Genomic DNA, 12,622 nt, shown 5'->3' on the forward strand with positions numbered 1-12,622 from the left:
CAGCCTACAACGGGCTGGCTGCCCCGGGGCCTGGCAGGCGGCGTTCCTTCGCGCTCCTACCCACTCCGTCGGGGAGCCGTCCCCACGGCTGCTCGCAAGGTGGGCACGGGCGGTAGGGGCGGAAGCCACGCCCGCGTCCCATCCGATGAATAGGTTTGTGGTGCGTGCCGTGTGGTTCTTCGAGAGGGAGCGCGACCTTCATGACTCCATCGAACTCGAACATCCCTGTCTTCGGTGCCGTCCTCTTCGACCTGGACGGCGTCGTCATCGACACGACCGAACTGCACTACCGCGTCTGGGACGAGTTCGCTCGCGAGCGGGGCTACGTGCCCACGCGCGAGCAACTGCTCGCCACCAACGGCCTGCGGGCCGGGGAGACGCTGCGCGCGTGGTTCGGCGCGGAGTTGGATGACGAGCAGGTGGCCGTGCTCACGGACGACCGGGAGCGGGCCTTCCACCGGCTGCTCGACCACGAGCCGGTGTCCCCCGTCCCCGGCGTGGGCGCCTACCTGATGTCCTTGAAGCGGGCGGGCGTGCCCTGGGCCCTGGGCACGAGCGCCCTGGCCCAGAACGCGGAGCGGGCCCTGGAGCGAGTGGGGCTGGAGCACCTGTTCCCCGTGCGCGTGACGTCCACGGACGTGTCGCGGGGCAAGCCGGATCCCGAGGTGTACCTCAAGGCCTCCGCCGCGCTGGGCGTCCCGCCGCACGCGTGCGTGGTGTTCGAGGACGCGGTGGCGGGGCTGAGGGCCGCGCGGGCCGCGGGCGCGGCGTGTGTCGCCGTCGCCACGTCGTTCCCGCGCGAGGTCCTGGTGCGCGAGCGGCCGGACTGGCTGGTGAAGGACTTCCGGGACCTGCCGCAGGCGCTGCGTCCCGGAAGTCACGGCTTCACGGCGCCGACGGCACCTCACCCGTGAGCACGCAGATGAGCGCGTCCGGGTCGCACTTCACGGGGAACAGCGGGTTGATGCCGGAGCCGCGCAGCCGGCCCGCGTCGTAGTCCGCGTACGGGTCGCACAGCGCGTCGTCCGCCAGCTTCGTGGCGCTGTTCTGGCACTTCACCACCGGCCAGATGCCCTTCACGGTGTACTCGGCGCTGCAGCCGTTCTCCGAGTAGACGAGGTCCGCGGTGAACTGCGTGCCCGGAATCTCTGGCGTGTTGTAGATGCGCAGGTTGCTCCACGCGTAGCCGAAGTCCTGCGCGGGCAGCGGGCCGCCGTCAGGCGCCGTGGATGCGGACACCTCCAGCCGCGTGGGCGTCAAATCCGGCACCGAGCAGAAGTGGTCCGCCCCCGGCGTCACGGAAGCGAAGGGGCCCACCGCGGTCGCGGTCGCCTTCGAGTCCTCCGACAGCCGGGACGCGAAGTCCTCCAGCAACTTGCCCAGCCGCGCGCTGCGCACGCCCACGGTGTCGGGCGCGGCCGGGTCCGGGCTGAAGAACTTCTGCAGCCCCAGCGGCTCCGGCTTCAGCTGCGCGCAGACCAGGTCCGGGTTCTGCCCGGGCTTGAGCTGGTACGACGCGGCGAACGAGCCGGTGGAGCCGTCCGACACGGCGCGAGCCACGACGCACTCGGGCTCCGGTTCGCTGCCGCACGCACCCACGGCGACGGCCGCCGCCGCGAGCCCTGCACTCACTGCCATCCAACGAAACTTCATCGCGGGAGTCCTCATGGCTCAAGACCTAGAAGCTGAGCTTCGCGCCCAGGCGGATGGAGCGCGGAGCCTGGTAGGCGGTGGGCCGCTTGAAGTTGGGGTTGATGTCCGCCTCGCCAATGGGCTGGTTCGTGGCGGTGGAGATGACCTTGCAGTTGGGGTTGCCGTTGGTGAGGCAGGCGGTGAGGTCGTCCGGCTTGCCGCCCTGCTCGATGGCGTACACGCGCGTGGTGGTGAAGGTCTGGTCCACGTCCGTGTACTGCTGGAAGTTGAAGAGGTTGAACACGTCCAGGGACACCGTGAGGACGTAGTCCTTCACCAGCCGCTGGTTGAGGCCCACGTGCCCGTCCACGCCGTGCACCCAGGGCAGCCGGCCCGCGCTGCCGCGCGGCAGGATGAACGTCTCCGAACCGCTGCGGCGCGGGTGCGCGCCCAGGTAGTTGAGCGGCGTGCCGGAGCGCGCCCGGTAGTTGCCGCCCACGTTGATGCTGGTGCTCGGCCCCAGCACCAGCTCCTTCGCGGCGAACACCTTGAAGGAATGCGTGCGGTCCCCGGGCAGCTGGCCCTCGCGGTTGACGGTGAGCGACACCAGGTCGAAGTCGCGCGTGAGGTTGGGGGACAGCTGGCCGGTGTCCGCGCGGAACAGGCCGGAGTAGTTCCCGCGCAGGGTGGACCAGGTGTAGCTGCCCTGGGCCAGCCACCCGTTGGTGAAGGCGCGCTGGAAGTAGAGGTTGACCGCGTCGTACTCGCGCCGGGCCAGCGGGAAGTCCGTGGAGTAGCCCTTGCCCGGGTTGCCCAGGAAGAAGGTGCTGCCGTCGTCGCGGCTCATGTCCTCGATGACGTCATTGAGGTAGCGCCGGGTGTACGTGGCGCCCAGGCGGCTCGCGGTGAAGAGCTCGTACTCACCGCCCAGCACGAACTCGTCCGCGGACTGGGCGCGAATCTGGGGATCCACCGGCACGCGGTCGCCGCCCTGCGCGTCCCACAGCTGGTTGGGGCTCTCGCGGTTGCCAATGGGCTGGCGGTTGACGTTCTGGGTGCAGTCCCCGAGCAGCGAATCCTCACGGGAGGGAACGCACGGGGGCGAGTCGTAGGTGGCGGACAGCAGTTGCTGCTGCGGGAAGGACAGGTCCGCCATGTCCAGGGGGACGTTCTCGAAGAAGCGCGCGTAGTTGGCGAAGAGCTTGGCGCGGCCGCTCTGCGTCGGGTCGTAGATGACGCCCAGGCGCGGGGACCACTGGTTGGGCAGGTGCAGGCCCACCTCACCGTCCAGGCCGTAGATGGTCTGCACGTCGTAGCGCAGGCCCACGTTGACGGTGACCTTGTCCATGACGGACCAGCTGTCCTGGAGGAAGCCGCCCACGGTGGTGGACGTGGAGGTGCCTTCCTTGTTGGGCAGGAACACCGGGATGTCCGGGCCCTGCAGGTAGCCGTACTGGTTGAGGCTGAAGAAGCAGTCGCCGCCGGTGCACTCCTGCCAGGGCGTGAGGCCGGTGCGCGCGCGCTTGTTGTAGAAGCTCATCCGCTCGATGTCCGCGCCCGCCTTGAGGATGTGGTGGCCCAGGGCCTCCAGCAGGTAGGTGCCCATCACCTTGCCCTGCACGCGGTCCAGCCGCTGGATGCTGATGGTGCCGGGGCCGCCCGTGGAGTAGGCCGCCACGGGGCAACGCAGCCGCTGCTCCTCGGGCGTGGTGCCGCAGGCGTCCGCGTACGGGAGCGTCTCGAACTCGTTGATGGTGTGGAACCCGGGGTTGCGGGTGCGGCGCCAGGCGATGTTGGACTTCGCGGACAGACCCTCGCCGGAGCCCAGGCCGGAGCCGTCCGACGGGAGGATGGAGTCCGCCTGGTGGTGCCAGCCGAGCGTCGCGTCCACGAGCAGCTTCTTGTCGAAGAAGGACGACGCCTGCTTCGCGACGATGTCCATGGCGCTGTTGCTGCGCCGGGTGGCGATGGCTTCATACGCGCCCTGCACGAAGGCGGTGCACGACAGGCTGGTGCACACCTCCGGCTCGCCGTCGTCGCTGAAGGAGTACTTGCCGCTGCCGCCGGAGGAGCGCGGCGTGCCGAACGCGGACACGGACAGGCTGTGGTCCGGGTTGAAGTTGTAGGTGAGCTTGCCCAGGTACTGCACGCTGCGCTCGTCGGCGAAGCGGCTGGTGCGGCTGCCTTCGATGGGGTTCACCTGGGAGAAGCCGGTGGTGGGGTCCTTGCGGCGCGCGCCCACGGCGGAGCAGCCGTTCTCGAGGTCCACCTCCGAGCACAGCTCGTAGCTGCTGAGCTGGCGGTCCACCTGGATGCGATTGAAGGACGGCGCGACGCCCACGTAGAACCAGAGCTTGTCCTTGAGCAGGGGGCCGCCCAGGTCGAAGCCGAAGTCGCCCAGGTTGTGGGCGCTGCCCTGCGCGGAGATGACGCTGCCTTCGCGCAATATCTCCTTGCCGGACGTCTGGAACGCACCGGGCGCGTAGTTGGCGAAGACGGAGCCGTGGAACTCATTGGAGCCGGACTTGGTGACGACGTTGAGCACGCCGCCGGTGGAGCGGCCGTACTCCGGCATGTAGCCACCGGTGATGATGTTGACCTCTTTCACGAACTCCACGGACAGGGGAGTGCCCAGCGTGCCCACGCCGGGGTCGTTCACGGACAGGCCGTCCACGACGTACTGGCTCTCGGGTGAGGAGCTGCCGCTGATGCTCACGCCGTAGCGGTCCTCGGTGGCGCCGGGGGCCAGTTCGGCCAGGCCTTCAAAGGAGCGGGACGCGGAGCCCTTGGTGCCGGGGCGGATGACGGCGATGTTGCGGATGAAGTCCTGGTCCACGGTGACGCCCGCGGCGCTGGAGCCCACGTCCAGGGTCGGCGGAGAGCCGACGACCTCGATGTCGGAGCTCAGGGAGTCCGGAGCCAGCTCCGCGTTGAAGCGGATGGTGCGGTCGATGCGCAGCAGGATGCCGTCGCGGGCATAGGGCTGATAGCCCTGGGCCTCGAAGCGCAACGTGTACGTGCCCGGCGGAAGCTGGGGGATGCGGTACAGGCCGCTCTTGTCGGAGAGCACGGTGCGCTCGCCCTGCAGCTGGGGCGAGGTGGCGGTGACCACGACATCCACCAGCGCTTTCTTATCGAGCGCGTTCGTCAGGGTCCCGGTGATGACCGAGTTGCCCTGGGCCCAGGCCCCGGCTCCCCACAACACGACCATGAGCCACAGCCCACGGATGAAACGGATTCGTCTGGACACGGCTGCGCCCCTCCCGGCGAAGGCGGCGAACTCTGTCGCAAAACGTGAGAAATCCACCAGCCCAAATCAAAAAGACTTTGCCGCCAGAGCGGAAAACGGCTGGCCCGCTGCGTCAGCGGACAGTGTCCGCACGGAGGGGAGGAGGAGCCGTGGTCCTGGACGGGGCGGCTTTGTCACTCTGTGGGAGGACGCGGCCTTCTCTTCCCCGCGTCCGCGACCCGGATGAACTCACGACTCGCAGTCTTCGCGGCCCTGCTCTCCTGTGTTGTGGCCTTCCTGGCGTCCGCCCTGGCGGGGATGCGCGGAGCCGGTAGCGCGTTCGTGCTGGCGTTGCTGCCGGTCTTGGTCCTGATGGGACTGATGATCGAGGTCCGACAGCGGGTGACTCACTGGCGGCGCATGGGTTACTTCGCGCTCTACCAGGGCGTCTGGTGGGGTGGTTCGATCGTCGGGGGACTGCTCATGGCCGTCTGGGCGGTGATGCTGACCTTCGCTTACTTCTCCACGCCGGGGGTTTGCAGCAGGGGTGAATGCGCGGTCGTCATCTTCTACGTGCCCGTGGCCTTCGTGGCCGGACTGCCGCTGGGGATGCTGGTGGCGTCAGCGGCGCTGGCGGCGGTCGGGATGGTGAAGGGATTGAAGCCGGTGGCCGTGCAGGGCGTGCTCGCGGGCACGGCGGCCTTCGCGTTCGTGCTCTTCCTGATTCTGGGGCGCTGAACCCGGCTCAAAAGATGTTCCCGGGCTCGGAGGTGAAGAGCGCGTGGAAGAGCGTGGTCTCCGGTGGCTTCATGGCGTTGACGTAGAGGGGGACGGGCGTCTGCGCGACATCAAGGGGGAGCACCGTCGCGCCGTACTCAGCCTCGATGTGTCGGGCGAGCGTGTCCGCGATGTCTTGCAGCTCCATTGGGATGGGGCCGAGGAAGACCTTCGACTCCATGAGGTGTTTCCCCAGGAAGACCCTGCGAACGCAGTGCACGGTGTAGAGGGGGGCCAGGATGCTGAGGTACCCGGCGACCGTCCAGGATGTCTGCGGGCGCATCATGTCCTGCTCCTGATGCGGGTAGACCAGCACGCAGAAGCTGGGGTTCGCCAGGCCCGGCGCGTAGTCCCAGGCATCGCAGCTGGGAAGCGCTTCTCGAAGCGCCTTCACGAAAGACCCCCAGCGGGGCCTCTCCGCATTCTTCTTCTCCCAGAGGGCTTCATAGCGAAGGTCCTCGGGACTGGGCTCCTGACGGAAGGCATAGGCCTGGTCGGCGCCCCAGTAGAGACGAGCAATCGCAAGCAATTCTTCGGCGGAAGGCGTCATGGCTTCCTGGGCCCGGACTTGAAGGGAAAGGTTGCCGGGTGGCACTGCTGCCTGACGCGTGAACCAAGAATGGCCGCGTCGAGCGCGGTCCCGAAGGTGGTCCTGAACTCCTCACACGCAAGCCCGAGGGCCGTCACTGGCGTGGTCGCACTGAACACGGCCTGGGCCGCCAGATTGGCGCAGTTCGCCGAGATGCGTTGGGCCAGTTCCACCGGAATGGGTTCCGAGCCTTTGGCGTGGATGGGGAGTCCAATTCCCAGCGTGCACTTGAAGATTTCTCCCGTGTCACGCCGTAGCGGAACATGGACACAGGCTTCTCTCCAGCCTCCTGGCTCTGGCTCTGTCTGTTCAATGACCGTGACGAACCGGAAGTGCCGGGGCTGGAGGCTCCCCTCCACCACGGTCCCGGTCCTCATCGCGCAGCCCGTGAGCAACCACGCCAGCCCCAGGTATACCGCCCACTTCGTCGCGTCCATGTCCTTCCCCCCGGAAGGCCGCCGACGTCACTTCGGAATCCTCTCAAGGCTCCATCGTCTCAGGGGGCGGGCTGTCCGCTGAGCGACGCGGCTGAATCGGCATATAAAAGCCCTGATGACTTCACGCCTCGCGCTCTTCGCGGCCCTGTGCCTCGGCTCCCTTCTCTTCGGTCTGTGGATGCTGGCGACGGCATTCCGCGGCGTCGCCGTGCTCCCGGTGACGCTGGGATTGGGCCTGGGCCTGCTGGTCCTCGTCATCGTCACCTTGCGCCGGGCGCCACGCTGGCGGAATGAGGGCGCCTTCACGCTCTCCGGAAGGGCCTGGCGGTGGCTGTCGTTGGCGGGGGCGCTGCTCTCGGGGCTCGGCGCGACGGCCGTCGTCCTCGACAAGAACCATCTGCCGCTGCCGTTCGGCGAGTGCTTGGGCTCGAGCTGCGAGGTGTCGTACTGGCTCTCGCCAATCGTGTTCGTATCCAGCTTCTTCGGCGGATGGCTCCTGTCCGCGGCGCTGCTGGGCGCCTACGGACTGCTGCGAGCCATCTCCTCGGCAGCGGTGTGGGCCGTGGGCGTGTCCGTGGGGACCGGCGCGGGCCTGCTCTACCTGATTGTGCACATGGGACCCTAGAAGCCCCGCAGCGCCCCACCGTCGCAGGCAATGGACTGGCCACTGATATACGCGGCCGGCTCCGACGCCAGGAACGTCACCAGCGCCGCGAACTCCTCCGGCCTTCCCAGTCGCCTCGCGGGGATGTTCGGTGCGACCTTCTCGTCTGACAGGCCCAGGTCCTTCATCCGGTCCGTCGCGTGGTAGCCCGGCAGCGCCGCGTTCACCGTGATTCCATACGGTGCCACTTCATTGCTCAGGGTCTTCACCAGCCCCAGCAATCCCGCGCGCAGGCCGTTGGACACCGTGAGGTTGTTCATCGCCTCGCGCGCCGCCGTGGACGTCACCAGCACGATGCGGCCCCAGCCCTGTGCCTTCATGCCCGGCAGCGCTTCCTGAATCGCATCCACCGTGGCCAGCCACAGGCTCTGGAACCCTGTCTGCCATTGCTCCACCGTGATGGACTCGAAGCCTCCGGACGGCGGGCCTCCCGCGTTCACCACCAGCACGTCCAGGCCGCCCAGCTTCTCGGTCACCTCGCGCACCAGCCCGCGCGCGGCCCCCGGCTGAGTCAAATCACACGGCACCGCCAGCGCCGCGCCCAGCTCCTTCGCTGCCTTCTGGAGTTTCTCCCCGCCTCGCGAGGACACCGCCACCGTCGCGCGCTCCTTCACCAGCGTGTCCGCGATGGCGCGCCCCAACCCCGACGACGCGCCCGTCACCAGCGCCCGCCTACCCTTCAAGCCGAAATCCATCCGCGTGCTCCTCCATGAAAGGGGTCAGCCGGCCGCGAATCAGCTTCGCCGCCAGGTCCAGGTCCACGTCCTCCGGCCGCTTCAGCTCCCGAGCCAGCTCCGACACGATGCCGCCCGCGATTGCGCCCACGCCGTACGCCAGCCGATAGGGCACGCGGCTGAAGCTCACCAGCGAGTAGCGGCTGACGAACTCGCCCGGGAACGCGTTGAGCAGCACCTTCTCCACGCCCTTCTCCAACAGGAAGCGCGGATCCGCCGTGCTGTCGCGCATCTCGATGAAGTTCTCCACCGCCATGTCCGCGATGGCGTCCGCGTTCGTCTTGCGCAGCCGCTCGAACGCGTCGAACGCGGCCGCCCAGTCCGTCCGCCGCTCCAGCAGCGAGTCCAGCACCACGCAGTCCTCGAAGCCGCAGTTCATCCCCTGTCCGTAAAAGGGGACCATCGCGTGGGCCGCGTCACCCAACAGCAGCGTGCGCCCACCCTCGCGCCACGGCGCGCACTTCACCGTCACCATCTGTCCGGTGGGCCGGGAGAAGAACTCCTCCACCAGCCCGGGAATCAGCGCCTTCGCGTCCGGGAACTGCTCCTGGAAGAACGCCTCCAGCGCGGCGGGCGTGTGGAGCGACGCGAAGCTCACCGGCCCTTCCCACGGCAGGAACAGCGTGCACGTGAAGCTGCCGTCTTCATTCGGCAGCGCGATGAGCATGTACGTGCCGCGCGGCCAGATGTGCAGCGCGTGCTTCTCCATCTGGAAGCGCCCACCCTCGCCCGGCGGAATCGTCAGCTCCTTGTAGCCATGCCCCAGCGTCTGCGAGTCCGCCTGGGAACCTGTCTGCGATTGCAGCGCCTGCCGCACCGCCGAACCCGAGCCATCCGTGCCGAACACCACCGCGTCGCGCAGCTCGCGCGTCGCGCCCGTGGCCTCGTCCAGCACCGTGAGCGCCCCCGCCGCTGGATCCGCCTGCGTCACCCGCTGCCGGAAGCGGATGGACACGCGGCCCGTGGCCTCCGCTTGCGTCATCAGGAACTTGTTCAGCCAGCCGCGTGACAGGGAATTGATGTGCTGCGAGTCATCCTTCCCATACGGCTGGAAGGCCAGCTCGCCCTTCACCGGATGGATGACCCGCCCGCGCATGGGAATGGCGTGCTTCAGCGCCTCCTCCTCCAGGCCCACCTGCCGCAAGGCATGCAGGCCGCGCGTGGAGATGGCCAGGTTGATGGAGCGCCCCGCGTCCAGCGTCTCGCGGCGCATGTCCGGGCGGCGCTCCAGCACCTCCACCGTGTGGCCCCGGCGGGCCAGGTACAGCGAGAGCAGCGAACCCACCAGGCCCGCTCCCACCACCGTCAGCTTCGACTCATTCGAGGGCATGGGCCTCCAGCGCCTTCACGAAGCGGAAGACGTCCAGGTACGTGTTGTAGAGGGGCGCGGGCGCGGCGCGGATGATGTCCGGCTCGCGGAAGTCGCAGATGATGCCGGCCGCGGACAGCCGCTGGAGCAGCCGCTTCGGCTCGCCCTTGAAGCGCAGGGACAGCTGCGCCCCACGCTGCTTCAAATCTCGCGGCGTGGTGATGCTGACGTACCCCGCGGGCAGCCGGTCCAGCAGGAACTCCAGGTAGCCCGTCATCTGGTCGCTCTTCGCGCGCAGGGCCGCCATCGTTGCCCTGTCGAACAGCTCCAGCGACGAGCGCAGCGCCGCCAACTGGAAGATGGGCGGATTGGACAGCTGCCACCCCTCCGCGCCCGGCAGCGGGTCGAACGTAGGCCCCATCTCGAAGCGCGTGGCCTTGTTGTGCCCCCACCAGCCCTCGAAGCGCGGCAGTTCCGGTGAATGCGCGTGGCGCTCGTGCACGAACACGCCACCCAGGCTGCCCGGTCCGCCGTTGAGGTACTTGTACGAACACCACACCGCGAAGTCCGGCCCGTCGTCGTGCAGCGACAGCTTCAGGTTGCCCGCCCCGTGCGCCAGGTCGAAGCCCACCTTGCAGCCCTGCGCGTGCGCCACGCGGGTAATCTCGCGCAGGTCGAACGCCTGCCCGGTGAGGTAGTTCACGCTGCCCAGCATCACCAGCGCGAGCTCCTTCCCGTGCCGCTCGATGGCCTCCAGGATGTCCTCGGAGCGCAGCGTGTCCTCGCCCTCGCGGGGCATCAGCCGGACGATGGCCTCCTTCGGGTCGTAGCCGTGGAAGCGCGCCTGTGACGCCACCGCGTACTGGTCCGACGGGAAGGCGCCGCCTTCAATCAGGATTTTGAAGCGCTCACGCGTGGGCCGGTAGAACGACACCATCATCAGGTGCAGGTTCACCGACAGGGTGTTCATCACCACGACTTCCTGCGGCTGCGCTCCCACCACCCGCGCCACCATGTCGGTGAGCTCTTCGTGGTAGGGCAGCCAGGGGTGGCGGCCGTGCACATGGCCCTCCACGCCCAGCCGCTCCCAGTCCTCCATCTCCATCTGCACGTACTTGCGCGCCTTGCGCGGCTGCAGCCCCAGCGAATTGCCCGCCAGGTAGATGGCCGGCGCTCCAGAGGGAGCGGGCGGGAAGAGGAACTCGTCGCGCAGGGGCCTCAGCGGATCCGCTGCGTCCAGGCCGTAGGCGAACACATCGGTGTTCTCGTAGACAGGGGCCGTCATGGTGCGAAGTCCTCGTGCGAGCGCCCCAGCCACTCCAGGGCATTTCGGGACAGCAGTTGCTCGCGCACGGAAGGCGCCAGGTCCGTCAGCGACTCGATGAGCGTGCCGGGCCGCTCCTCGCCCAGCGGGAAGGGATAGTCACTGCCCAGCGCCACCTTGTCCGCGCCGAACAGCTTCACGATGCCGCGCAACGTCTCCGCGTCGTGCACCAGCGAGTCCACCCAGAACCTTCCCAGGTAGTCGCGCGGCGCGACGGGGTTGTCCACCGCGACCAGGTCCGGGCGAACTTCGAAGCCGTGCTGGATGCGGCCCAGCGTGCCGGGGAACGCGCCGCCGCCGTGCGCGAACGCCAGCCGCAGCTTCGGCAGCCGCTCCATCACCCCGCCGAAGATGAGCGAGCAGATGGCCAGCGACACCTCCGCAGGCATCCCCACCAGCCACGGCAGCCAGTACTTCGCCATCTTCGCCTCACCCATCATGTCCCACGGGTGCACGAAGACGGATGCGCCCAGGTCGCTCGCCGCCTGGAAGAAGGGGAAGAGGGCCGGGTCGGACAGGTTCAGGTCATTGACGTGGCTGCCAATCTGCACGCCCGCGAACCCCAGCGTGCGCACGCAGCGCTCCAATTCCTTGACCGCCAGGTCGGTGGATTGGAGCGGCACCGTGCCCAGGCCCACGAAGCGCTTCGGCGCCGTCGCCACCGCGCCGGCCAGGTGGTCGTTGAGGAAGCGCGCCACCTCCAGGCCGTCCTGCGGTTTCGCCCAATAGCTGAACAGCACGGGCACCGTGGACAGCACCTGCACCTGGACGCCGTGCGCGTCGCATTCCACGACGCGCTGCTTCGGGTCCCAGCAGTTGCTTTCAATCTCGCGGAAGAACTTCCCGTCGTCCCGCATCATCCGCGCGCGGCAGGGCGCGTGGTGGTCCAGCGCGATGAAGCCGCCGTAGCCGAAGCGCTCGGCGAAGCGGGGCAGCTCCGGGGGGAGGAGGTGCGTGTGGATGTCGACCTTCACTTGGGCGCACCACCCCGCGCCACCTTCGTGCCGCACTTCTTGCACGTGCAGTTCTCGGGGTTGCCGTAGAAGTGCTCGAACACCGGCGGCAGCTGCGTCACCAGGTTGGTGACGTGCAGCGATTCCTCATAGAGCTTCTCGCCGCACTTCGGGCACAGCCACAGGAACGAATCCAGCTCCTGCGGCTGGCGGCGGCGCTCCAGCACCAGCCCGATGGTGCCCGCGGGCCGCTGCGGCGAGTGCGGCACCTTGGGCGGCAACAGGAAGATTTCGCCCTCGCGGATGGGGACGTCCTGCACCTGCCCGTCGTCGATGACGCGCAGGGTGATGTCGCCCTCCAGTTGGTAGAAGAACTCCTCGCCCTCGTTGACGTGGAAGTCCGTGCGCGAGTTGGGCCCGCCCACCACCGTGACCATGAAGTCCCGGTCCGCCCACACCTGCTGGTTGCCCACGGGCGGCTTGAGCAGGGGGCGGTGCTCGTCGATCCACTTCTTGAAGTTGATGGGGGTCAGTCGGCCCATGTCACTCGTCTCCAATGGTGGCGATGCACTTGAGTTCAATCGCGATGGGCGTGGGCAGCGCGTTGATTTCCAGCGTGGTGCGGCACGGTGGGTTGTCCTTGAAGTACTCCGCCCACAGCCGGTTGTACGTGGGGAAGTCCCGCTTCATGTCCGTGAGGTACACCGTCACGTCCACCAGCCGCTCCCACGACGAGCCCGCGTCCTCCAGGATGTAGCGCACGTTGCGGAACACGGAGTGGCACTGCGTCTCGATGTCGTACGAGACGATGTTCCCCGCAGCGTCCAGCTCCACGCCCGGAATGGCCTTGCTGCCGCGCTCGCGCGGGCCCACGCCGGAGAGGAACAACAAGTTCCCCACACGGCGCGCGTGGGGATAGAGCCCCACCGGCTCCGGGGCCTTCTTCGAATCGATCCGCTCGCCAGCGCTCACGT

The 12,622-nt window shown here is 68.2% G+C and carries 13 protein-coding genes; 3 read left to right on the forward strand and 10 right to left on the reverse strand.

The features are described from left to right. Positions 1-200 precede the first annotated feature (200 nt). A complete protein-coding gene (locus D7Y04_RS03960; RefSeq protein ID WP_120577663.1) occupies positions 201-914 on the forward strand; it encodes an HAD family phosphatase in 714 nt (237 codons plus the stop codon). Here D7Y04_RS03960 and D7Y04_RS03965 read toward each other — a convergent pair. Together D7Y04_RS03965 and D7Y04_RS03970 are read right to left on the reverse strand one after the other, a co-directional pair. Continuing rightward, positions 886-1,638 (reverse strand): hypothetical protein, encoded by a 753-nt coding sequence (locus D7Y04_RS03965; RefSeq protein ID WP_233601264.1) that lies wholly within the window; start codon positions 1,636-1,638, stop codon positions 886-888. The genes D7Y04_RS03960 and D7Y04_RS03965 overlap by 29 nt on opposite strands. Positions 1,639-1,678: 40 nt before the next feature. Beyond that, positions 1,679-4,882 (reverse strand): TonB-dependent receptor, encoded by a 3,204-nt coding sequence (locus tag D7Y04_RS03970; protein WP_121758361.1) that lies wholly within the window; start codon positions 4,880-4,882, stop codon positions 1,679-1,681. A gap of 222 nt (positions 4,883-5,104) precedes the next feature. Here D7Y04_RS03970 and D7Y04_RS03975 point away from each other — a divergent pair, with 222 nt between their 5' ends. Next, positions 5,105-5,599: a hypothetical protein gene (locus D7Y04_RS03975; RefSeq protein ID WP_121758362.1), complete on the forward strand. Its 495-nt coding sequence runs from the start codon at positions 5,105-5,107 to the stop codon at positions 5,597-5,599. Positions 5,600-5,606: 7 nt separating this feature from the next. Here D7Y04_RS03975 and D7Y04_RS03980 read toward each other — a convergent pair whose 3' ends face one another. Both D7Y04_RS03980 and D7Y04_RS03985 read right to left on the reverse strand, forming a co-directional pair. Further along, on the reverse strand, positions 5,607-6,188 hold the full coding sequence (locus tag D7Y04_RS03980; protein ID WP_121758363.1) for a hypothetical protein: 582 nt from the start codon (positions 6,186-6,188) through the stop codon (positions 5,607-5,609). Then, positions 6,185-6,664 carry a hypothetical protein gene (locus D7Y04_RS03985; protein WP_121758364.1) on the reverse strand — a complete coding sequence of 160 codons (480 nt, stop codon included), beginning with the start codon at positions 6,662-6,664 and terminating at the stop codon, positions 6,185-6,187. Before D7Y04_RS03985 ends, D7Y04_RS03980 begins: the two co-directional genes overlap by 4 nt. Positions 6,665-6,779: 115 nt before the next feature. On the opposite strand from D7Y04_RS03985, the gene D7Y04_RS03990 reads away from it, so the two are divergent. Next, positions 6,780-7,289, forward strand: a complete 510-nt coding sequence (locus D7Y04_RS03990; protein ID WP_121758365.1) for a hypothetical protein — start codon at positions 6,780-6,782, stop codon at positions 7,287-7,289. On the opposite strand, the gene D7Y04_RS03995 is transcribed toward D7Y04_RS03990, so the two are convergent. From D7Y04_RS03995 to D7Y04_RS04020, 6 genes are read right to left on the reverse strand one after another with little or no spacing between them, the layout of a single operon-like run. Beyond that, positions 7,286-8,011, reverse strand: coding sequence for an SDR family oxidoreductase (locus tag D7Y04_RS03995; protein WP_233601265.1), 726 nt, complete (start codon positions 8,009-8,011; stop codon positions 7,286-7,288). The two genes, D7Y04_RS03990 and D7Y04_RS03995, sit on opposite strands and share 4 nt — an antisense overlap. Continuing rightward, positions 8,001-9,392, reverse strand: a complete 1,392-nt coding sequence (locus tag D7Y04_RS04000; RefSeq protein ID WP_121758366.1) for an NAD(P)/FAD-dependent oxidoreductase — start codon at positions 9,390-9,392, stop codon at positions 8,001-8,003. The genes D7Y04_RS03995 and D7Y04_RS04000 overlap by 11 nt, the downstream gene beginning before the upstream one ends. After that, a complete protein-coding gene (kynU, locus tag D7Y04_RS04005; RefSeq protein WP_121758367.1) occupies positions 9,379-10,656 on the reverse strand; it encodes a kynureninase in 1,278 nt (425 codons plus the stop codon). Before kynU ends, D7Y04_RS04000 begins: the two co-directional genes overlap by 14 nt. Then, on the reverse strand, positions 10,653-11,669 hold the full coding sequence (locus D7Y04_RS04010) for an amidohydrolase family protein (protein ID WP_121758368.1): 1,017 nt from the start codon (positions 11,667-11,669) through the stop codon (positions 10,653-10,655). The genes kynU and D7Y04_RS04010 overlap by 4 nt, the downstream gene beginning before the upstream one ends. Beyond that, positions 11,666-12,190: a 3-hydroxyanthranilate 3,4-dioxygenase gene (gene nbaC / locus D7Y04_RS04015; RefSeq protein ID WP_120593208.1), complete on the reverse strand. Its 525-nt coding sequence runs from the start codon at positions 12,188-12,190 to the stop codon at positions 11,666-11,668. Before nbaC ends, D7Y04_RS04010 begins: the two co-directional genes overlap by 4 nt. Before the next feature lies 1 nt (position 12,191). Then, positions 12,192-12,620, reverse strand: a complete 429-nt coding sequence (locus D7Y04_RS04020) for a RidA family protein (protein WP_014393721.1) — start codon at positions 12,618-12,620, stop codon at positions 12,192-12,194. Positions 12,621-12,622: the final 2 nt, after the last annotated feature.

This window comes from Corallococcus sp. AB038B (assembly GCF_003668955.1).
Classification (GTDB): Bacteria; Myxococcota; Myxococcia; order Myxococcales; family Myxococcaceae; genus Corallococcus; species Corallococcus exiguus.

Coding starts and splice junctions, on each gene's coding strand:
- D7Y04_RS03960 (WP_120577663.1), top strand. CDS start 201: ATGACTCCATCGAACTCGAACATCCCTGTCTTCGGTGCCGTCCTCTTC.
- D7Y04_RS03990 (WP_121758365.1), top strand. CDS start 6,780: ATGACTTCACGCCTCGCGCTCTTCGCGGCCCTGTGCCTCGGCTCCCTT.
- D7Y04_RS03965 (WP_233601264.1), bottom strand. CDS start 1,638: ATGGCAGTGAGTGCAGGGCTCGCGGCGGCGGCCGTCGCCGTGGGTGCG.
- D7Y04_RS03975 (WP_121758362.1), top strand. CDS start 5,105: ATGAACTCACGACTCGCAGTCTTCGCGGCCCTGCTCTCCTGTGTTGTG.
- D7Y04_RS03980 (WP_121758363.1), bottom strand. CDS start 6,188: ATGACGCCTTCCGCCGAAGAATTGCTTGCGATTGCTCGTCTCTACTGG.
- nbaC (WP_120593208.1), bottom strand. CDS start 12,190: ATGGGCCGACTGACCCCCATCAACTTCAAGAAGTGGATCGACGAGCAC.
- D7Y04_RS04000 (WP_121758366.1), bottom strand. CDS start 9,392: ATGCCCTCGAATGAGTCGAAGCTGACGGTGGTGGGAGCGGGCCTGGTG.
- D7Y04_RS03985 (WP_121758364.1), bottom strand. CDS start 6,664: ATGGACGCGACGAAGTGGGCGGTATACCTGGGGCTGGCGTGGTTGCTC.
- kynU (WP_121758367.1), bottom strand. CDS start 10,656: ATGACGGCCCCTGTCTACGAGAACACCGATGTGTTCGCCTACGGCCTG.